Origin of the sequence: Micromonospora sp. NPDC003816 (genome assembly GCF_042874705.1) — a bacterium.
In the GTDB taxonomy this organism is placed as follows: domain Bacteria; phylum Actinomycetota; class Actinomycetes; order Mycobacteriales; family Micromonosporaceae; genus Micromonospora.
Window position 1 is genome coordinate 237054 of sequence record NZ_JBIANP010000004.1, and the last position, 19156, is coordinate 256209.

Genomic DNA, 19156 nt, shown 5'->3' on the forward strand with positions numbered 1-19156 from the left:
CGCCATGGCCCCGCGCGGAATTGGCCCGCCGCTGTAACTTATCGCCACTGTCGCCACACGGTAGCCTCAGCGGGGGCGACCAAGGAGCGCGCGGTGAGTGAAGCAGGGCAACCCGGTGCCGCCACCCCGGGAGAGCACGGCGACGGGACGGGTCAGTGGGATGACCTGGCCCGTTCCGGCAACGGGTGGGCACCGTCGGCGGCCGACTGGTCGTGGGGGGCGGAAGGTTCCCGCGACCTCGGCGCGCCCCGGCGTCACCCCGAGCCGCCCTCCGGTTGGGCGACCGCCTCACCACGCTACGCCGACCTGCCCGCTCCCGCCGGTGACCAGTCGGAGCCGGAACGCGCGACGCGCACGAACGGACACCACGTCAACGGCGTACACCCCGAGGACGAGTCGTCGGCCGGTCGACACACCCCGGTCAGTGCCCCGCCCGGCCTGCGTGAGTCGGGCCGTGACGCCGGTCACGACCGGATGGTGGTGCCGGCGCCACGTCCCACCCCCGCCGGCGAGCAGCCGGTGACCTCGACCGCCGGCCTGCCCACCTCGGCGCCGCCGGCCGTGCAGGTGCCGCCCGTCGGCACCGCCGCCTCCGGCTTCGAGATGCCGCCCGGCGTGCATGCGCCCACCGCCGAGCGCCACGGGGACGATCCGTCCGCCGGCCGGTCGCGCGGCTGGGACGAGCCGTACCCGGCCGAGCCGACCGGTCCGTCCCACCCCGCTGCCGGTCCGTCCGGCGACCACGGTTACGCCGCCGACCAGGGCGGTGGATGGCCTCCGCCGAGTGCCGACCGGCGTGCTGGCTGGTCGGCGGAGGCAGACCCGCCGGAGGACGAGCAGCCGAACTGGGCCCGCTCCGGCCCGCCGAGTGACTGGGCGCCGTCCTGGGCGCGCGGCGAGGACGAGAGCGGCCGACGCGGGCGGGAGACCTCGGGGCAGGGCTGGTCCAGCGAACCGAGCCGGCCGTACGAGCCGGTCCGGGTGGAGCCGACCCGCCCCTACCAGCCGGTGCCGGTCGAGCGGCCCCGGCCGTACGAGCCGACCCGGCCGGAGGCGTCCGGGCCGCGTACCCCGGCCGGACCGCCCGGGTCCACCGACCGGCCCTCGTGGGCCGCCGCGCCGACCAGTGCGCCACCGGTCGACGAGCGCCCCGCACGGGAGTCCACCGAACCGACCGCCGCGCCACCGACGCGGGACCGGCCCGCGTGGGCGGCCGACGAGCGGCCCCACTGGTCGTCGTCCCCGGTCAGTGGCGCGCCCGCCGACGAGCGGCCGGCCTGGTCGTCGTCCCCGGTCAGCGGGGTTCCCGCCGACGAGCGCGCCTCCTGGCGAACCCGTCCGGTCAGCGCGGCTCCGGCCGACGAGGGCCTGCCGTGGGGCGCGCGTACCGAGGAGGGCCTGCCCTGGGGGATGCGTGTCGGCGGCCCGCCGCCCGCCGACGACCGCCTGCCCTGGGCACGTGACCCGGCCAGCGCACCGCCCGCCAGCGCACCACCGGCCGGAGCGCGCGAGACGACCCCGCCCGAGCCGCCCAGGCCGCCGGCCACCGAGGCCGCGAACGCCTCCGGCGGCGGCCCGGCCTACCGGCCGTTCCGGCTCCGACCGGTGCCCAGCGATCCGGGGCCGACCGCCCCGCCGCCCGCCTCGCCCTGCCCGCCCGCCACTCCGGCTCCGACCGAGCAGGCATCCGGCGTCCGGGCCTCCGACGTGCCCACGCACCGTGAACGCACCCCGTCCGCGCCCGTCCCGACGAGCGCGGCCCCTTACGCGGCCCGCCGATCAGCTCCCGATCCCGAAACGCCCGGCGAGCGGTCGCCGGACGGCACCTCGGCGGTGTTGCCGCAGCGCGTCCCCGCCGAGCCGGACGTGCCCGTCGTGCCGGAGCCGCCAGCCGTGGACCCACCCGCCGAAACCCCGGAACTCGCCCGGATCGCCACCCATCTGCGTCGCGACGACGAACCGGCACCGCTGCGTGAGCGGCCCGAGGGCTTCGACGTCAACGCGATCCTCGACGCGGTGCGGGGCGTGGAGGGAGTACGCGACGCGGCCCTGCGGCGTACCCCGGCCGGTGCCCACAGCCTGCGTCTGGACCTCTCCGACGGTGCCGACCCGGCCGAGGTGAGCCGGCACGTCGCCCGCCTGCTCCAGGAGCGGATGGGGCTGGCCGCCGCGCCGAGCGAAGTGCCGGGACCACCGGCCGTGCCGGTGCGCCGCCGCTCCACCGACCCCCGCGACGGCGGCGAGTCACGTCCGCCCGTCGAGCCCCGACGTCCGGCGGCCCGCCCGGCGGGGGTCCGGACCGAGGCCCCACCGTCCCGCCCGGCGGTAGCGCGGACGGAGGCCCCACCGTCCCGCACCGAGCCGGAGCCCGCCCGCCGCCGACGCCCGACGCCCGCCCCGCCCCGGGGACGGGCCGTCGTCGAGGAACCCGGCCCGACCGGCAGCCCGGCGACACTCGGCTCCTCCTACTCGGGTGGGCAGCTCACCACGACCGAGTCCGCGCCGTCCCGGCCGTTGGACACCGGCGGGGTGCCCGGTCCCCGGGTGGTGCTCGACCACGTCCAGGTCAGCACGTTCGGTCTCGACGCGACCGTCGAGGTGCGCCTGCTCGCCGGGGACCAGAGTGCCGCCGGGTACGCCACCGGCCCGGCCGTCGACGGGTACGTGCTGCGGCTCTGCGCGGTGGCCGCCGCGGCCGCCATCGACGAGCTGCTGCGCGGCGCCGACCCCACCGCCGAGCGGGGACGCTGTTTCGTGGAGCACGCCGCCGTGGTGCCGTTCGGCAACTGCGAGGTGGCCACCGTCGTGGTGCTGTTGGTCTGCGACGGATGGGTCGAGCAGTTGGCCGGGTCGGCGCTGGTGGCCGGCGACCCCCGGCAGGCGGTGGTCCGCGCCAGCCTGGCCGCGGTCAACCGGCGGCTGGAGGCTCTGCTGGCCTGACCCGTTCGGGGCAGACTGGAGTGGTGAAGCCTGCCACCCTCTGGCCCGATCGGTTGTTGCCCGCCCCCTCGATGCCGCCGCCCTGGCCGGGCCGGCAGGTACGCCTGGACGGCACGGTGACCTATGTCCGGGAGACGCCGGCCACCTGCCCGGACGCGGAGCCGGCGCTGTACGTGCACGGCCTGGGCGGGTCCTCGCAGAACTGGACGGACCTGGCCGGCCTGCTCGCCGACCGCCTCGACGGTCAGGCGATCGACCTGCCGGGGTTCGGGCGCAGTGAGCCAGGCCTGCGCTACACGCTGCCGTCCTTCGCGGACCGGGTGATCCGCTGGATCGAGCACTCCGACCGGGGCCCGGTGCACCTGTTCGGCAACTCGCTGGGCGGGGCGGTCTCGGTCCGCGTGGCCGCGCTGCGGCCGGATCTGGTGCGGACGCTGACCCTGGTGTCGCCGGCCCTGCCGTTCCTCGACTTCCGGCGGTCGTTGCAGGGCCGGATGCTGCCACTGTTGGCGATACCCCGCGCCGAGCAACTGGCCGCCTGGCGGCTGGCCCAACTCGCGCCGGAGGTGATGGCGCAGCAGTCGATGGAGGCGTGCGTGGCCGACATCAGCCGGATCTCCGAACAGCGCCGGCAGGAGGCGGTGGAGGAGATCCGGGTGCGGTACGAGGAAAGCCACTACGCCGCCGCGTACGTCCGGACGTTCCGGGGGATCGTCTCCAGCTTCCTACGGTCGTACCTGCCGGGGTCGGGGTCGCTGTGGCGGATGGCCGGGGCGGTGCGGGCCCGCACGCTGGTGGTGGGCGGTCGGCAGGACCGCCTGGTCGACGTCCGCGTGGCACCGCAGACCGCTCGGGTCATCCCGGACAGTCGGCTGCTGATGCTCGACGGCGTCGGGCACGTCGCGCAGTTGGAGGTGCCGCGCCTGGTGGCGCGAGCCGTGGTCGGGCTTCTGACCGAGTCGGCGGAGTGCGCCCGGGAGAGCTGACCTGGCAGGATGACCCGAATGCGTAGTCCTGGTGGTCGTGGGCGGTCTGGCTCCGTCGGTCGGCACACCCAGTCACCGGGACCGGCCACGGCCACCATGTCGCGGCGTGCCGTGGTGCGCCGGCTGGCCGTGCTGGTGGTGGCGCTCGGGGCGGGGGCGGCGCTGGTGACCGGTGTGACCCGGACCCCGGTCGGTTCCGCCGACGAGGCACCGGCGGTGGCGTCCCCACCGCCGGTGCCGCCCTCGGTCTCGCCGTCGCCCGTGTCACCGTCGCCGTCGGCGGTGGTCCCGTCGCCCGAGCCGGTGCTGCGGGAGTCCGGGCCGGTCCCGTCGTCCGGGCCGGGTCGCTTCGACTACGACGAGCGGACCGGTCCGGTGCTGGGTACGGCCGGCGACGTGCGGCGGTACCGGGTGGCGGTCGAGTCCGGCGCGGGCGTGGACACGGGCGAGTTCGCCCTGGCGGTCCACACGGCGCTGGCCGGGCCGGGAAGCTGGGTGGACAGCGGGAAGCTGCGGTTGCGGCAGGTGGAGACCGCGTCCCGGTACGACTTCACCGTCTATCTGGCCACCGCCACCACGGCGGGGCGGATGTGTGCGGCCGGTGGGGTCGACATCCGGATCGGCGGCCGCCCGTACACCTCGTGCCGGGCCCCCGGGAAAGTGATCATCAACCTGGACCGGTGGCGGCAGTCGGTGCCGCATTACGTCGAGGCCGAGGTGCCGCTGTCGGTCTACCGCACGTACGTGGTCAACCACGAGGTCGGGCACGAGCTGGGCCACCGGCACGAGCGCTGTCCGGGGCGGGGTGAGCCGGCCCCGGTGATGATGCAGCAGACCATCTTCCTCAAGGGGTGCGTGGCCAACCCGTGGCCGTACCTGGACGGGAAGCGGTACGCCGGCCCGCCGCTGTAGGGGCGCACCGACCGTGCGGTAATGCTCTGATATGCCCGATTAGAGTGCGACGATGGGCATATGCCGTCCTCGCCCCTCAACGGCAGCCCCGGGCTGCCGGACGATCCGCCGGAGTCCCGGCCGGAGGATCCGCCGCCGGGGCAGCGTCCGGCGGTCCGTCGGCGTCGACGCCGGCTGGTCGTGACCCTCTCGGTGGCGCTGGCGCTGACGGTCACCCTCGTGCTGCGCATCGCACCGGCCGAGGAACGATCGACCGGCGCGGCACCGGCCGGTCGGGCGTACGACGACACGGCGACCGCGCCATCGGGACCGGCGTACCCGATGGTCGGCGCGGGCAGCTTCGCGGTGGCCGGCGGTGCGTCCCCGGTGCGCGGCCTGGACGGCCGGGTCGTGCACTACCGGGTGGCCGTCGAGCAGGGCACCGGGCAGGACCCGGACGCCTTCGCCGCCGAGGTCGACGCGGTGCTCGGTGATCCGCGGAGCTGGATCGGCTCGGGGGACCTGCGGGTCCGCCGGATCGACGACCCGGAGTACGCCGACTTCACTCTCTATCTGGCCACGCCGGCCACCTCCGAGGCGATGTGCGCGACCGGCGGTCTGAGCACCGAGGGCTACACCTCGTGCCGGCTACCCGGGAAGGTGATCATCAACCTGGCGCGCTGGGCGGAGGCGGTACCCGGCTACGGTGCGCCGCTGGCGGTGTACCGGGCCTACGTGATCAACCACGAGGTGGGCCACGAGTTCGGGGAGGGGCACCAGACGTGCCCCGGCGCGGGCCGACCGGCGCCGGTGATGCAGCAGCAGACGTACGGCCTGGACGGCTGCCTGGCGTACGCCTGGCCGTACCTCAACGGCCTGCGGTACGTCGGCGACCCGGCCACCTGACCCCGGCCGTCACCCGGTCCGGGATATTCCCGCTCCCGCATGCCGGGCGACGTGTCGCTGCTCATGGTCGGCGGGTGGGCCGGCGAGCAACAATGGCTCGGTTGACCGCCACATCGATCCCGGGGAGTCCACCGTGTCGTTGCCCCCGCTCGTCGAGCCTGCCGCCGAGCTGACCGTAGACGAGATCCGCCGCTACTCCCGTCACCTGATCATCCCCGACGTGGGAGTCACCGGGCAGAAGCGGCTGAAGAACGCCCGGGTGCTCTGTGTGGGCGCCGGTGGTCTCGGCTCGCCCGCGCTGATGTACCTGGCTGCCGCCGGTGTCGGCACGCTCGGCATCATCGACTTCGACACCGTCGACGAGTCCAACCTGCAGCGGCAGATCATCCACGGGGTCTCCGACATCGGCCGATCCAAGGCCGAGTCCGCCGCGGCGAGCATCCGCGAGATCAACCCGCTGGTCAACGTCGAGATCCACAACACCGCGCTGGACCGGGACAACGTCCGGGACATCTTCTCCCAGTACGACCTGATCGTGGACGGGACGGACAACTTCGCCACCCGGTACATGGTCAACGACGCGGCGGTGCTGCTCGGCAAGCCGTACGTCTGGGGGTCGATCTACCGGTTCGACGGCCAGGCGTCGGTGTTCTGGGCCGAGCACGGCCCCTGCTACCGCTGCCTCTACCCGGAGCCCCCGCCGCCCGGCATGGTCCCCTCCTGCGCCGAGGGCGGCGTGCTCGGTGTGCTCTGCGCCTCGATCGGCTCGATCCAGGTCAACGAGGCGATCAAGCTGCTCGCCGGCATCGGTGAGCCGCTGGTCGGCCGGCTGATGGTCTACGACGCCCTGGAGATGAGCTACCGCAAGATCAAGGTTCGCAAGGACCCGAACTGCGTGCTCTGCGGCGAGAACGCCACCCTGACCGACCTGATGGAGGACTACGAGGACTTCTGCGGCGCGGTCTCCGAGGAGGCCCAGGAGGCGGTCGTCGACGCGACCATCACCGCCGCCGAGCTCAAGGAGTGGCAGGACGCCGGCAAGGACATCTTCCTGGTCGACGTGCGGGAGCCGGCCGAGTACGAGATCGTCCGCATCCCCGGCGCGACGCTGATCCCCAAGGGGGAGATCCTCTCCGGCGAGGCGCTCGCCAAGCTCCCGCAGGACCGGCAGATCGTGCTGCACTGCAAGTCCGGTGTCCGCTCCGCCGAGGCGCTCGCCGCGCTCAAGGCGGCCGGCTTCCGGGACGCTGTGCACGTCCAGGGCGGCGTGCTCTCCTGGATCAAGCAGATCGATCCCTCCCTGCCCGCGTACTGATGTAAGGAGGGGTCCCCTGCTAACGCCTCAGGTATAGCAGGGGACCCCTCCTAACATCCGGCCGACGGCCCGCGCGCCACCCGGCCGACGGCCGGTCCCACCTGCCCGTTGTACCGAGGCGGGATCATGTTCCCGCCGGTAGCGTGACCGCCGTGGTCGATATCGACGCCGCGATCGGATTCGTGGTGGCTCACGGGGACACGGTCGAACGTGCCCGTCTCTCCTGGCTGCGCACCGGCACGCCGCCGCAACCGGAGACGCTGGACAGTGCCGAGGTCGGCCAGACCTCGGGCGGCGGCTGGCCCGCCTCCTGGGGCGACCCGGTCGCCTCGGTCGACGCGACCTGCTTCCGTCTCGCCGAACTGGACGACCTCGGGGCGTTGGGTCGCCCGGCCGCGCGTCGCGCACTCGACTGGCTGGCCGCCTCCCAACAGCGCGACGGCTGCTGGGAGGAGGATCCGGCGCTGGCCGAGACCGCCCCGGAGTGGGCCCGGCCGGGCAGCCCGGAGGCGCGGCTCTACCTGACCGCCAACGCCGCCTTCTGGCTCACCGTGGCCGGGTTGGACGCCCGCGCCGCCGGGCCGCTGGACCACCGGGTCGGCGGCGCGTACGCCGGGGTGGTGCACGCCGCCGGGCAGGCGCTCGCCGCCCACCTGCGCCCCGACGGCAGTTGGCCGTCCTTCCTGGCCGCCGGCTGGCTGAGTGCGGCTGTCCTGCACCGGCAGCAGTTGTTCTACGAATCGGCACGGATCAAGGCGTTGCTCGCCGAGCGGATGCCGGAGGCGTCTCCGGCCGACGCCGCCTGGCTCGCCTCGACCCTGCGCCGCGTCGAGGTCGACGAACAGGAGTGGACGATGGTGGCGGCCCGTCGCCGGCTCACCGAGACGCAACGCAGCGACGGCGGCTGGAGCAGCGACGACGGCCACCAGTTCGACGTACACGCCACGCTGGCGGTGATCCGCGCCTTCCGCTGATCCGGCCGCACCAGGCCGTCAGGTCCGGGCGGTGCCACCGGGATCGGACGGTGCCACCAGGGCCCAGCGGTGCCACCGGGATCGGACGGTGCCACCAGGGCCCAGCGGTGCCACCAGGGCCGAGCGGTGCCACCGGGATCGGGCGCCTGCCGTCAACTCCGCAGGTGACCGTCACCGGTGACCACGTACTTCGTGCTGGTCAGCTCCGGCAGGCCCATCGGGCCACGAGCGTGCAGCTTCTGGGTGGAGATGCCGATCTCGGCACCGAAGCCGAACTCGCCGCCGTCGGTGAACCGGGTCGACGCGTTCACCATCACGGCCGCCGCGTCCACCCGGGCCACGAACTCCCGGGCGGCCGACTGGGAGTCGGTGACGATCGCCTCGGTGTGGCCGCTGCCGTACCGCCGGATGTGCGCCACCGCGGCGTCGAGCGAGTCGACCACGGCCACCGAGATGTCGGCCGAGAGGTACTCGGTGGCGAAGTCCTCGTCGGTGGCGGCCACCACCGCGTCCGAGTACGCCGCCGTCCGGGCGTCGCCGTGCACCGTCACCCCGGCCTCGGCGAACGCCGCCAGCATCGGAGGCAGTACGGCGTCCGCCACGTTCCGGTGCACCAGCAGCGACTCGGCGGTGTTGCAGGTGGACAGTCGCTGCGTCTTCGCGTTGAGCGTGATCGAGACGGCCTTGACCGGGTCGGCGGCGGCGTCCACGTAGACGTGGCAGTTGCCCACCCCGGTCTCGATCACCGGCACCGTCGACTCCTCGACCACGGTGCGGATCAGTGACGCGCCGCCGCGCGGGATGAGCACGTCCACCAGCCCCCGGGCCCGCATCAGCTCCTTGACCGAGTCGCGTGAGGTGGCGTCGAGCAACTGCACCGTGTCGGCGGGCAGCCCGGCACCGTCGATGGCGTCCCGCAGCACCGTCACCAGCGCCGCGTTGGAGTGCGCGGCCGACGAGGAACCGCGCAGCAGCGCCGCGTTGCCCGACTTCAGGCAGATGCCGGCGGCGTCCACGGTCACGTTCGGCCGCGCCTCGTAGATGATCCCGACCACGCCGAACGGCACCCGGATCTGCCGTAGCTCCAGCCCGTTGGGCAGGGTCGAGCCGCGTACCACCTCACCCACCGGGTCGGGTAGTCCGGCCATCTGGCGCAGCGCGTCGGCGATGCCGGCCACCCGGGTCTCGCTGAGGGCGAGCCGGTCCAGCACGGCCGCGCTCAGCCCGGCCTCCCGCCCGGCCGCCAGGTCCGCCTCGTTCGCGGTGAGGATCTCCGGCGTACGCGACACCAGCGCGTCGGCCATCGCGTGCAGCGCCGAGTCCTTGGCCGTACGTGTCGCCACGGCCAGCGCCTCCGCCGCCGTACGCGCCCGTCGGGCCTGCTCGCTCACGCTCATGACACGCTCCTTCGATGTAAGGAAGGGCCCCCTGTTAACGCCTCGTGCATAGGAAGGGCCCCCTGCAATCACTTCAAGCCGGCGGATCGTCCGCTCACAGCAACACCAGGTCGTCGCGGTGGACGACCTCCCGTTCGTACGCCGGACCGAGCGCTGCGGCAAGATCCGAGGTGGACCGCCCGAGTAGGCCGGGCAGCTCGACCGCGTCGTAGTTGACCAGTCCCCGGGCGACCGGCGCGCCGGAGGTGTCGACCAGGTCGACCGGGTCGCCGGCGGTGAACGCCCCGTCCACGGCGGTGATCCCGGCCGGCAGCAGCGACTTGCGGCGGCCCACCACCGCGGCGACCGCGCCGGGGTCGAGGTGCAGCCGTCCCCGGGGCGCGGTGGCGTGCGCCAGCCAGAACAGCCGCGCGGCCGGGCGGCTGACACTGGGATGGAAGAAGGTGCCGACCGGCTCACCGGCCAGCGCCGCGACCGCCTGCGGCGCGGAGGTCAGCACCACCGGGATGCCGAATCCGGTGGCGATCCGGGCCGCCTCGACCTTGGTCACCATGCCACCGGTGCCGACACCGGCCCGCCCGGCACCGCCGACGTCGACTCCGACCAGGTCCGACTCGTCGCGTACCTCGGCGATCCGGCGGGCACCGGGACGCGCCGGGTTGCCGGTCCAGAGTGCGTCGACGTCGGAGAGGAGCACCAGCAGGTCGGCGTCGACGAGCGCGGCCACCAGCGCGGCCAGCCGGTCGTTGTCGCCGAACCGGATCTCCTCGGTGGCGACCGTGTCGTTCTCGTTGACGATCGGCACCGCCCGCAGATCCAACAGCTTGCGCAGGGTGCGGTACGCGTTGCGGTAGTGCGCCCGGCGGGTCACGTCGTCGACGGTGAGCAGCACCTGCCCGACGGTCCGGTCGTGCCGGGCGAAGGCGGCAGCGTACCGCCTGATCAGCAGGCCCTGACCGACGCTCGCGGCGGCCTGCTGGGTGGCCAGGTCCCGTGGTCGCCGGGAGAGCCCGAGCGGGGCCAGGCCGGCGGCGATCGCACCGGAGGAGACCAGCACGACCTCACGTCCGTCGGCCATCCGTGTCCCGAGGGCGTCGACCAACGCGTCCACCCGCCCGTCGTCCAGACCGCCGGTGGCGGTGGTCAACGAGGAGGAACCGATCTTGACAACGACCCGCCGGGCCGCCGTTACCGCGTCACGCACCCGCCTATTCTGCGTGGTCGGCGCGGTACGGCCCGGCGGCCTTCCCATAGTCTGGCCGCTTGTGACACCAGACGAGTACGTCGAGGCGGTGCTGGAGCTCGTCGACCGGATACCGCCGGGCCGGGTGATGTCGTACGGCGGGGTGGCCGACGCGCTCGCCGAGCGCTCCGGACGGGCCTCCGCCCGGCTGATCGGATCGATCATGGCTCGGCACGGTGGGGCCGTCGGCTGGCACCGCGTGGTCAACGCCACCGGCACGATGCCGCCCCGAATCGCCGCCGAGGCGCGGGCGCGGTGGCTCAGCGAGGGTACGCCGCTGCGCGCGGGCCGGGTCGACATGCGGGCGGCGCAGTGGCAGCCCGGAGAGGGGATGTGACCCGCGCCATAACGTGAGTAACATTCGGCGCCATGAACGCGTCGCCGGGTGGAGCAGGGGCGGCCGGGTTGCCGCGCAAGGTGCACGCCGGGTACGCGCTCGGTTCGCTGGCCACGGGAGCCTTCGGCACCGTGCCGGGGCTGCTGCTGTTGCCGTACCTGACCGACACGCTCGGGGTGGCCGCCGGAGTGGCGGCCCTGCTGGTGCTCTTGCCGAAGGCGTGGGACGTGCTGGTCAACCCGGTCGCCGGGCGGATCTCCGACCGGACCCGGTCGAGGTGGGGTGCCCGCCGGCCGTACCTGCTCGTCGGTGGGTTGGCGTTGGCCGTGCTGTTCGGGTCGATCTTCGCCGCGCCGTTCGGCGCCGGAGCGGCCGCCGGGGCCTACGTGGCGATCGCCTTCCTGGCGACAGCCACCGCGTTCGCGTTCTTCCAGGTGCCGTACGTGGCGATGCCGGCCGAGCTGACCGACGACTACGCCGAACGTACCCGGATGATGACCTGGCGGATCGCGGTGTTGGCGCTGGCCATCCTGGTCGCCGGCGCGGTGGCCCCGCTGGTCCGCGACGCCGCCGGCGGTGGCGTGCCGGGGCACCGCTGGATGGGCGTCTTCGTGGCCGCCCTGATCGCGGTCGGTGCCGTCGGCGCGTTCCTCGGCACCCGGTCGGCCCCGCAGGGCTCGGTCGGGGAGAGCGAGCCGAGCCTGCGTGCCCAGCTCACCGTCGCCGGTCGGAACCGGCCGTTCCGGGCGCTGCTGCTCTGCTTCGTGGTCCAGTCCGCCGGGGTGGCCACGATCCTCGCCGGGGTGCAGTACTTCGCCGACCAGATCCTGCGCGACCCGACGACCGGTCCGACCCTGCTGTTCCTCTGCTTCGTCGGACCGGCGCTGGTGGTGATGCCGCTGTGGTCGCGGGTGGGTGCCCGGCTGGGCAAACTGGCCGCCCTGGTGGCCGCGTCGCTGATCCTCTCCGCCGGTGGGCTGGCCCTGGTCGCCGCGCCGGTGCTGCCCGCCGTCGTGGTCTATCTGCTGGTGGCGGCGCTGGGCGTCGGGTACGCCGGTCAGCAGGTGTTCGCGCTGGCCATGCTCCCGGACTGCATCGCGTACGACACGGCGCGCACCGGCCGGCGGCAGGCGGGCGTCTTCACCGGCCTCTGGACGGCCGGCGAGACCTTCGGCCTGGCCCTCGGTCCGGGCGTCTTCGGTCTGGTGCTCGCGCTCACCGGCTACGTCTCCTCCACCACCGGCACCGCCGCGGTCCAGTCGGACACCGCCCGCCTGGGCGTCCTGCTCGGCTTCACCCTCCTCCCGGCCCTGCTGATCGGCCTGGCCACCCTCCTGCTCCGCCCCTACGACCTGACCCCCACCCTCCTGGCCACCCTCACCCCCCACGCCTCCCCCCTCCCCGGCGCTCCCGACGCCCCCCCGTGTCTCCGGCGTCGATCATGGAGTTGTCGCCGGGACGAATGCCGTTGAAAGCCACGGAAAGGGCACCACTACTCCATGATCGACGAGAGCGGGTCGGCACTGCCGGCACACGGCGTACCGGCGGAACAGGTGTTGGCGGAGGTCCGCAGGCTGCGGGAGGCCGACCGGCCGACGCACGGCGGGCGACTGTTCGCGTACGTGTACGACGCGGCGGTCGCCGGGCTGGACGAGTTGGCGGCGGCGGCGTACGCCGAGAGCGCACACGTCAACGGGCTCGACCCGACCGCCTTCCCCTCGCTGCTGACGATGGAGAACGCGCTGGTCGGCGCGGCGGCGCGGGTCCTCGGCGGCGGGCCCGGCACGAGCGCGCCGGAGGTGGTCGGCAGTGTCACCAGTGGCGGCACCGAGTCGCTGATCCTTGCCGTCAAGGCGGCCCGCGACGCCCGGCCCGAGATCACCGCACCCCGGATCGTGGTGCCGGCCAGTGCCCACGCCGCGTTCGCCAAGGCCGCCCACTACCTGCGGGTGGCGCTCGACACGGTGCCGGTCGACCCCGGCACGCTCCGCCCCTCGGTCGCCGACGTGGCCGCCGCGATCACGCCGGAGACCGTGCTGGTGGTCTGCTCCGCCCCCTCGTACGCGCACGGCGTGGTGGACCCGGTGGCAGAGATCGCCGAGACGGCCGCCGCCGCCGGGGTGCGCTGCCACGTGGACGCCTGCTTCGGCGGCTGGACCCTGCCGTACCTGCGTCGCCTCGGCACCGACCTGCCCGCGTTCGACTTCGCCGTCACCGGGGTCACCTCGATCTCGGTGGACCTGCACAAGTACGCCTACGCGCCGAAGGGCGTCTCGGTGCTGCTGCACCGTGATGCCGGGCTGCGCGCACCGCAGTACTTCGCGTACGCCGACTGGCCCGGGTACACGATGGTCAACCCGGTGATCTCCTCCACCCGGTCCGGTGGTCCGATCGCCGCCGCGTACGCCACCCTTCGCCATCTCGGCGACGACGGTTACCTGGAGCTGGCCCGCCGGACCCGGGAGGCGGTACGGGTACTGGCCGACGCGGTGCGCGGCGTCGACGGGCTGCGGCTGGTCGCCGAGCCCGAGTCGACCGTGGTCTGCTTCACCGCCACCGAGTCTGGCCCCGACCTGTTCGTCCTGGTCGACGAGTTGGCCGCGCGGGGTTGGCACACCCAGCCCCAGCTCGCGTACGCCGGTATGCCGTGCAGCGTGCACCTGACGGTGACCGCGGCGGTCGCGCCGACGGCGGCGGAGTTCGGCGCCGACCTGGCCGAGGCGGTCGCGGCGGCCGAGGCGGCCGGCCCGGTCGCGTTGCCGCCGGACCTGCTCGCGTTGGCCGGGGCGCTCACCCCGGAGGCGCTCACCGCCGACCTGGTCGCCGGGCTGGCCGCCGGACTGGGCCTCGGCGGTGGCGGTGGACTGCCGGACCGGATGGCACCGGTGAACACTCTCCTGGACGCCGCCCCACCCGCGCTGCGGGAGCGCCTCCTGGTGGAGTTCGTGAGTCTGCTGCAACGCCCGTCGTTCTGAGCGCTCTCTTGTTAGGAGGGGGCCCTTCATATACACGAGGCGTTAGCAGGGGACCCCTCCTTACCGAGCGGCCCGGCCGGGCCGGACGGGCGCTGTGGTTGACTGTCGGGGACGGGAAGGGGACGGTCGTGCAGCTACCGGCGGTGCTCGGCGAGCCGATCCGGTTCGTGCTCAACTGGGGCCGGCGGTATTCGCTCTGGGTCTTCAACTTCGGGCTGGCCTGCTGCGCCATCGAGTTCATCGCGACCAGCATGTCCCGGCACGACTTCATGCGGCTCGGCGTGATCCCGTTCGCGCACGGCCCCCGCCAGGCCGACCTGATGGTGGTCTCCGGTACGGTCACCGACAAGATGGCCCCGGCGATCAAGCGGCTCTACGACCAGATGCCGGAGCCCAAGTACGTCATCTCGTTCGGCGCCTGCTCCAACTGCGGCGGCCCGTACTGGGACTCGTACTCGGTGACCAAGGGTGTCGACCAGCTCATCCCGGTCGACGTCTACGTGCCGGGCTGCCCGCCCCGGCCCGAGGCGCTGCTGCACGGCATCCTCCGCCTCCAGGAGAAGATCGCCGCCGAGCAGTCCGGCATCGGCGGCGTACCCCGCTCCGACCCGCTCGCCTCACCGGCCGACGCACCGTCCGCCGACGGCGCCCCACCGGCCGACGCGCGGCCCGCCGACGGCGCCCCACCGGCTGTGCCACCCCGCGACGCGGCCTCCCTCACCGCCCCGCCGGTACGCCCTCCGACCTCCTGAAACTCGCGGCGACGCCCGACCCGGGGCCAGCGGGGCACCCCGCTCGGCGCGGTCGCCGCCACGGTGGCGGCCGGGCGCTAGCGTGCGGTCATGACCGACTTCGCGGAGCCGCGCTCCGCCTTCATCGTCAAGGTGCTGACCGAGGAGTTCGGCACCCTGATGGCGCTCGACCCGGCCGCCTTCCGGCGCAAGTTCCGCAAGATGGCCGCGTCGCCGTTCGCGTTCTACCGGGGCAGTGCCAGCGTCTTCTATGCCGACCAGCGTGGCGACTTCGCCGACGAGCGGTTCCTCGACGAGCAGACCAGCCGGGTGTGGATCCACGGCGACCTGCACGCGGAGAACTTCGGCACCTACATGAACGGCTCCGGCCAACTCGTCTTCAACGTCAACGACTTCGACGAGGCGTACGTCGGGCCGTTCACCTGGGACCTACGGCGCTTCGTCGCCAGCGTGGCCCTGATCGGCTACACCAAGGCGCTCTCCGACCGGGTGATCAGCGACCTGGTGACGGCGTTCGCCGAGCACTACCTGACCGAGCTGCGGGCCATCGCCGCCGGCGGTGACGACGCGATCGGTTCCATCACGCTGGACAACGCCGACGGCGTCCTGCGCCGGGTGCTCCAGCAGGCCCGCCTCAACACCCGGGTCGACCTGCTGCGCGAGCAGACCACCGTGGACCAGTACGAGCGGCGGTTCTCGCTGCGCGACGGCGTGTACGAGGTGGACGACGACGTCCGGGCGCGGGTCTGCGCCGCCTTCCAGGACTACCTGGACACGCTGCCCGCCAGCACCCAGACCCGGCCGGTGGCGGCGCAGATCAAGGACGTGGTGCTGCGCAAGGGGGTGGGGATCGGCTCGGCCGGGCTGCCGTCGTACAACCTGCTGCTGGAGGGGCACACCCAGGCGCTGGAGAACGACGTCCTGATCTACATGAAGCAGGCCCAGGTCCCGGCGGTCGCCCGCTACGTCGACGACGAGCGCGTCCGTGGCTACTTCCGCCACCAGGGCCACCGGACGGCCGAGTCGCAGCGCGCCCTCCAGGCGCACGCCGACCCGTGGGTCGGCTTCACCGAGCTGGACGGTGTGGGTCAACTCGTCGCCGAGGTCTCCCCGTACGCCGCCGACCTCGACTGGGCGGACGTCAACGAGCCCGAAGAACTGGCCGGGGTGCTGGCCGACCTCGGTCGGGCGGTCGCCCGGATGCACTCGGTCGCCGACGACGAGTCCAGCCACGACCTGGTCGACTATTCGACCGAGGAGGCGATCGTCGCGGCCGTCGACGCGGACCCCGCCGGCTTCGTCGCGCACCTGGTCGACTTCGCCCACGCGTACGGTGTGCGGGCCCGGCAGGACCATCAGCTCTTCGTGGACCTGTTCCGCAATGGTGAACTGCCGGGCGTGTAGCAGCTCCGGGAGGCCGGTCAGGCGCTGAAGTCGATGACGACCTTGATGTCCTGGGGGCCGGGGGAGTAGGCCGAGGCGTACTCCGACAGCGGCACCCGGCGGGTGATCAGCGCGCCGAGCCAGTCCCGGTCGGCGCGGGCCAACGCCTCGGCGGCGGCTTCCCAGTGCCGCCGGTTGGCGTTCACCGACCCGAAGACGACGTTGTTCTCCAGCACCAGGGTGCGGTTGAGCGCACCGGCGTCGAAGTCGATGATCCGGCCGCCGCTGGAGACCCCGGCCAGGCAGACGATCCCGGTCGGTGCGACCTTGCACATGGCCTCCAGGACGACCACCGGTGCGCCGGTGCACTCGACGATCACGTCCGGCTCGAAGTCGAGTTCCTCGACCGGCCCGGAGTGGTACGTGGCCCCGAGTGCACCGGCCAGCGCCGGTTTGGGTCCGTCGCTGGCCAGGTCGAGCACGTGCACCGACAACCCCCGCTGGCTGGCCAGCAGGGCGGCCAGCAGGCCGATCGGCCCGGCTCCGGTGATCAGGGCGGTACGCGGCTGCCACTCCGCCCGCCGCCCGATCCGGTCGATGTGGTCCCACGCCTTGACCACCACGCTCGTCGGTTCGAGCAGGACGCCCACCTCGCCCAGCTCCGGGTCGAGGCCGACGGCGAACCGGGGTTGCAGCCGCCACCGCTCGCGGGCGAACCCCGGCAGTCCCTTGATGCCGTGTTCGGTGAACAGGCCGTTGCGGCACATGTCCCACTCGTCCACCGCACAGTTCGGGCAGGGCAGCGGGTCCGGGTGCCGGACGATCCCGGCGACCAGGTCACCGGTCTGCAGCGTGCCGGTCGGATCCTCCAGCACCCGGCCCAGCGACTCGTGTCCGAGTACCAGCCGGTCGGCGTCGGGCGGCGCCTCGCCGTACTGCCCGTCGATGATCTCGATGTCGGTGCCGCAGACTCCCACCGCGACGGCCTCGACCAGGATCGCCCCCTCCTCGGTGGCGGGTTCCGGGTAGTCGTCGAGCAGTCGCAGCGAGCCGGGTACTCCCGGGGTCACGGTCACAGCGCGCACCGGCCCATCCTGTCGGGCGCCGACGGGCCGCCGCCGGCAAAGCCGGGATCTCCACCCGGCCGCGCACCACCGGCCGGGCCGTGGGCCGGGTCACCGACCGCAGGACCCGGCTCGCAGCCGGGCACGGGCGGCCGGACACGCCCTAGGATCAGCGGCATGACACCGGAAGAGGTCGGCCGGCGGCTCGTCACGCTGCTCGCCCCCGTCGAGGCCACCGCGACGCTCTCCGGGGGTCAGGCGCACTCCCGGGCCACCGTCGACGTACCCCCGCAGCAGTGGCGGGCGGCGTTGCTCGCGGTGCGGGACGACCCGGAGCTGGCCTGCGACTACTTCGACTGGCTCTCCGCGGTCGACGAGCTGGCCGACGGGTTCGACGTGGTGGCCCACCTCTGGTCCACCACGCGCCGGCACGGGGTGCTGCTGCGGACCCGGGTGTCCCGGGCCACGCCCACGGTCGACTCGGTGGTGTCGGTCTACCCGGGTGCCGCCTGGCACGAGCGGGAGACCCACGAGATGTTCGGCATCGACTTCGCCGGGCACGCCGATCTGCGACCGTTGCTGCTGCCGCCGGAGTTCGAGGGCCATCCGCTGCGCAAGGAGTTCGTGCTCGCCTCCCGGGTCGCGAAGCCCTGGCCGGGGGCGAAGGAACCGGGCGAGTCCGAGGCCGGTGGCGGGCGGCGGCCGATCCGCCCGCCGGGCGTACCCGCACCCGGGGAGTGGGGCGTGGTGCCGACCCCGGCCGGGGCCGGTGGTGTCGGGGAGGGCCCGCGCGGCGGTACCCCGGCGCGGCCCGCTCGGGAGCGTCCGGCCCGACCGGCACCGGGTACGCGCCCACCGCGTACCCCCAGGGCCGCCGCCCCCGAGGCGGACCCGACGGAATCCGGACCCGCCCCCGCCGCGGACCCGGCGAAGTCCGGCCCTGCGGCGGATCCGGCGGAGCCCGGAGCCGGCGAGGAGGGTACGCCCTGATGCCGCTCTGGCTGGAACTGGTGATCCGCATCGGTGGGGTGGTGGCCGCCTTCCTCGTCCTGCCGCTGCTGGTGGGTCAGGCCGAGCACAAGGTGATGGCGCACATGCAGGGTCGGCTCGGCCCGATGTACGCGGGCGCGTTCCACGGTTGGGCGCAGCTCGTCGCCGACGGGGTGAAGTTCGTGCAGAAGGAGGACGTCACCCCCCGCGGGGCGGACCGGCCGGTGTTCCGGCTGGCCCCGGCGGTGGCCCTGGTGCCGTACCTGCTCGCCCTGCTGGTGATCCCGCTCGGCCCGAACGACCTCGTCGGTCAGCCGCTCGACGTGGGTCTGTTCTTCGTGCTGGCGGTGGTCGGCGTGGGGGTGCTGGCCGTGCTGATGTCGGCCTGGGCCTCGGCCAACAAGTTCAGCCTGCTCGGTGGGCTGCGGGGTGCCGCCCAACTGCTCGGCTACGAGCTGCCGCTGGTGCTGGCCGCCGCGTCGGTGGCGATGGCCGCCGGCACGTTGAGTCTCTCCGGCATCGTCGAGGCGTGGCAGCCGTGGTGGCTGATCTGGCAGGCCCCGGCGATGGTGGTGTTCTTCGTGGCGGGTCTGGCCGAGATCCGCCGGCCGCCGTTCGACATGCCGGTGGCCGACTCCGAGCTGGTGTTCGGGTACATGACCGAGTACACCGGACTGCGGTTCGCGTTCCTGCTGCTGGCCGAGTACGTCGGGATCGTGGTGATCGCCGCCCTGACCACCGTGCTGTTCCTCGGCGGATGGCAGGGGCCGTTCGCGGACGACCAGCTCGGTTGGCTCTGGACCCTGCTCAAGGTGGCCGCCGTCAGCTTCGTGATCATCTGGCTGCGGGTCTCCTACCCCCGGTTGCGGGAGGACCAGTTGCAGCGGCTCTGCTGGCTGGTGCTGGTGCCGACCGCGCTGGCCCAGCTCGTGCTGACCGCCGCCGTCCGGGTGGCCCTGTAAGGAGGGGACCCCTACTACCGTCTCCGGTATAGCAGGGGTCC

The 19156-nt window shown here is 73.7% G+C and carries 15 protein-coding genes and 1 pseudogene; 13 read left to right on the forward strand and 3 right to left on the reverse strand.

The features are described from left to right. The first annotated feature begins 93 nt into the window (after positions 1 to 93). The 6 genes and pseudogenes from ACFYTT_RS16745 to ACFYTT_RS16770 all read left to right on the forward strand — a co-directional run bounded on the left by ACFYTT_RS16745 (position 94) and on the right by ACFYTT_RS16770 (position 8012). Complete coding sequence (locus tag ACFYTT_RS16745; protein ID WP_387260105.1) at positions 94 to 2940, forward strand: hypothetical protein; 2847 nt, start codon at positions 94 to 96, stop codon at positions 2938 to 2940. Between the two features lie 23 nt (positions 2941 to 2963). Next, positions 2964 to 3926 carry an alpha/beta fold hydrolase gene (locus ACFYTT_RS16750; RefSeq protein ID WP_387260108.1) on the forward strand — a complete coding sequence of 321 codons (963 nt, stop codon included), beginning with the start codon at positions 2964 to 2966 and terminating at the stop codon, positions 3924 to 3926. A gap of 96 nt (positions 3927 to 4022) precedes the next feature. Beyond that, positions 4023 to 4838: a DUF3152 domain-containing protein gene (locus ACFYTT_RS16755; RefSeq protein ID WP_131056135.1), complete on the forward strand. Its 816-nt coding sequence runs from the start codon at positions 4023 to 4025 to the stop codon at positions 4836 to 4838. 60 nt (positions 4839 to 4898) lie between these two features. Beyond that, complete coding sequence (locus ACFYTT_RS16760) at positions 4899 to 5723, forward strand: DUF3152 domain-containing protein (protein ID WP_387260111.1); 825 nt, start codon at positions 4899 to 4901, stop codon at positions 5721 to 5723. A gap of 63 nt (positions 5724 to 5786) precedes the next feature. Further along, positions 5787 to 7038: pseudogene (gene moeZ / locus ACFYTT_RS16765) on the forward strand (adenylyltransferase/sulfurtransferase MoeZ). A gap of 101 nt (positions 7039 to 7139) precedes the next feature. Continuing rightward, positions 7140 to 8012, forward strand: coding sequence for a prenyltransferase/squalene oxidase repeat-containing protein (locus ACFYTT_RS16770; protein ID WP_387260459.1), 873 nt, complete (start codon positions 7140 to 7142; stop codon positions 8010 to 8012). Positions 8013 to 8164: 152 nt separating this feature from the next. On the opposite strand, the gene ACFYTT_RS16775 is transcribed toward ACFYTT_RS16770, so the two are convergent. Continuing rightward, entirely contained in the window at positions 8165 to 9409 is a 1245-nt protein-coding gene (locus ACFYTT_RS16775) for a glutamate-5-semialdehyde dehydrogenase (protein ID WP_387260114.1), read from the reverse strand. 94 nt (positions 9410 to 9503) lie between these two features. Further along, positions 9504 to 10661 carry a glutamate 5-kinase gene (proB, locus tag ACFYTT_RS16780; protein ID WP_387260116.1) on the reverse strand — a complete coding sequence of 386 codons (1158 nt, stop codon included), beginning with the start codon at positions 10659 to 10661 and terminating at the stop codon, positions 9504 to 9506. Positions 10662 to 10674: 13 nt separating this feature from the next. On the opposite strand from proB, the gene ACFYTT_RS16785 reads away from it, so the two are divergent. The 5 genes from ACFYTT_RS16785 (at position 10675) to ACFYTT_RS16805 (ending at position 16120) form a co-directional block, all read left to right on the forward strand. Continuing rightward, the gene (locus ACFYTT_RS16785; protein ID WP_387260119.1) at positions 10675 to 10989 is read left to right on the forward strand and encodes an MGMT family protein; all 315 of its coding nucleotides are present in this window, start codon (positions 10675 to 10677) and stop codon (positions 10987 to 10989) included. A gap of 32 nt (positions 10990 to 11021) precedes the next feature. After that, positions 11022 to 12461 (forward strand): MFS transporter, encoded by a 1440-nt coding sequence (locus ACFYTT_RS16790; protein WP_387260126.1) that lies wholly within the window; start codon positions 11022 to 11024, stop codon positions 12459 to 12461. 27 nt (positions 12462 to 12488) lie between these two features. Further along, positions 12489 to 13964, forward strand: a complete 1476-nt coding sequence (locus tag ACFYTT_RS16795; RefSeq protein ID WP_387260129.1) for a pyridoxal phosphate-dependent decarboxylase family protein — start codon at positions 12489 to 12491, stop codon at positions 13962 to 13964. A 128-nt stretch (positions 13965 to 14092) separates the two neighbouring features. After that, complete coding sequence (gene nuoB, locus ACFYTT_RS16800) at positions 14093 to 14716, forward strand: NADH-quinone oxidoreductase subunit NuoB (protein WP_387260132.1); 624 nt, start codon at positions 14093 to 14095, stop codon at positions 14714 to 14716. Between the two features lie 90 nt (positions 14717 to 14806). Further along, positions 14807 to 16120, forward strand: coding sequence for a DUF2252 domain-containing protein (locus ACFYTT_RS16805; RefSeq protein ID WP_131054100.1), 1314 nt, complete (start codon positions 14807 to 14809; stop codon positions 16118 to 16120). A gap of 17 nt (positions 16121 to 16137) precedes the next feature. Here ACFYTT_RS16805 and ACFYTT_RS16810 read toward each other — a convergent pair whose 3' ends face one another. Continuing rightward, positions 16138 to 17184: a glucose 1-dehydrogenase gene (locus tag ACFYTT_RS16810; RefSeq protein WP_387260135.1), complete on the reverse strand. Its 1047-nt coding sequence runs from the start codon at positions 17182 to 17184 to the stop codon at positions 16138 to 16140. Between the two features lie 156 nt (positions 17185 to 17340). On the opposite strand from ACFYTT_RS16810, the gene ACFYTT_RS16815 reads away from it, so the two are divergent. Together ACFYTT_RS16815 and ACFYTT_RS16820 are read left to right on the forward strand one after the other, a co-directional pair. Continuing rightward, positions 17341 to 18153 (forward strand): NADH-quinone oxidoreductase subunit C, encoded by an 813-nt coding sequence (locus tag ACFYTT_RS16815; protein ID WP_387260137.1) that lies wholly within the window; start codon positions 17341 to 17343, stop codon positions 18151 to 18153. After that, entirely contained in the window at positions 18153 to 19115 is a 963-nt protein-coding gene (locus ACFYTT_RS16820) for an NADH-quinone oxidoreductase subunit H (protein WP_387260140.1), read from the forward strand. Before ACFYTT_RS16815 ends, ACFYTT_RS16820 begins: the two co-directional genes overlap by 1 nt. Positions 19116 to 19156 lie beyond the last annotated feature (41 nt).

Bases quoted from the DNA above. Each gene is read 5' to 3' on its own strand.
- ACFYTT_RS16755 (WP_131056135.1), top strand. From the start codon at position 4,023: ATGTCGCGGCGTGCCGTGGTGCGCCGGCTGGCCGTGCTGGTGGTGGCG.
- ACFYTT_RS16760 (WP_387260111.1), top strand. From the start codon at position 4,899: ATGCCGTCCTCGCCCCTCAACGGCAGCCCCGGGCTGCCGGACGATCCG.
- ACFYTT_RS16775 (WP_387260114.1), bottom strand. From the start codon at position 9,409: ATGAGCGTGAGCGAGCAGGCCCGACGGGCGCGTACGGCGGCGGAGGCG.
- proB (WP_387260116.1), bottom strand. From the start codon at position 10,661: ATGGGAAGGCCGCCGGGCCGTACCGCGCCGACCACGCAGAATAGGCGG.
- ACFYTT_RS16790 (WP_387260126.1), top strand. From the start codon at position 11,022: ATGAACGCGTCGCCGGGTGGAGCAGGGGCGGCCGGGTTGCCGCGCAAG.
- ACFYTT_RS16795 (WP_387260129.1), top strand. From the start codon at position 12,489: ATGATCGACGAGAGCGGGTCGGCACTGCCGGCACACGGCGTACCGGCG.
- ACFYTT_RS16805 (WP_131054100.1), top strand. From the start codon at position 14,807: ATGACCGACTTCGCGGAGCCGCGCTCCGCCTTCATCGTCAAGGTGCTG.
- ACFYTT_RS16815 (WP_387260137.1), top strand. From the start codon at position 17,341: ATGACACCGGAAGAGGTCGGCCGGCGGCTCGTCACGCTGCTCGCCCCC.
- ACFYTT_RS16820 (WP_387260140.1), top strand. From the start codon at position 18,153: ATGCCGCTCTGGCTGGAACTGGTGATCCGCATCGGTGGGGTGGTGGCC.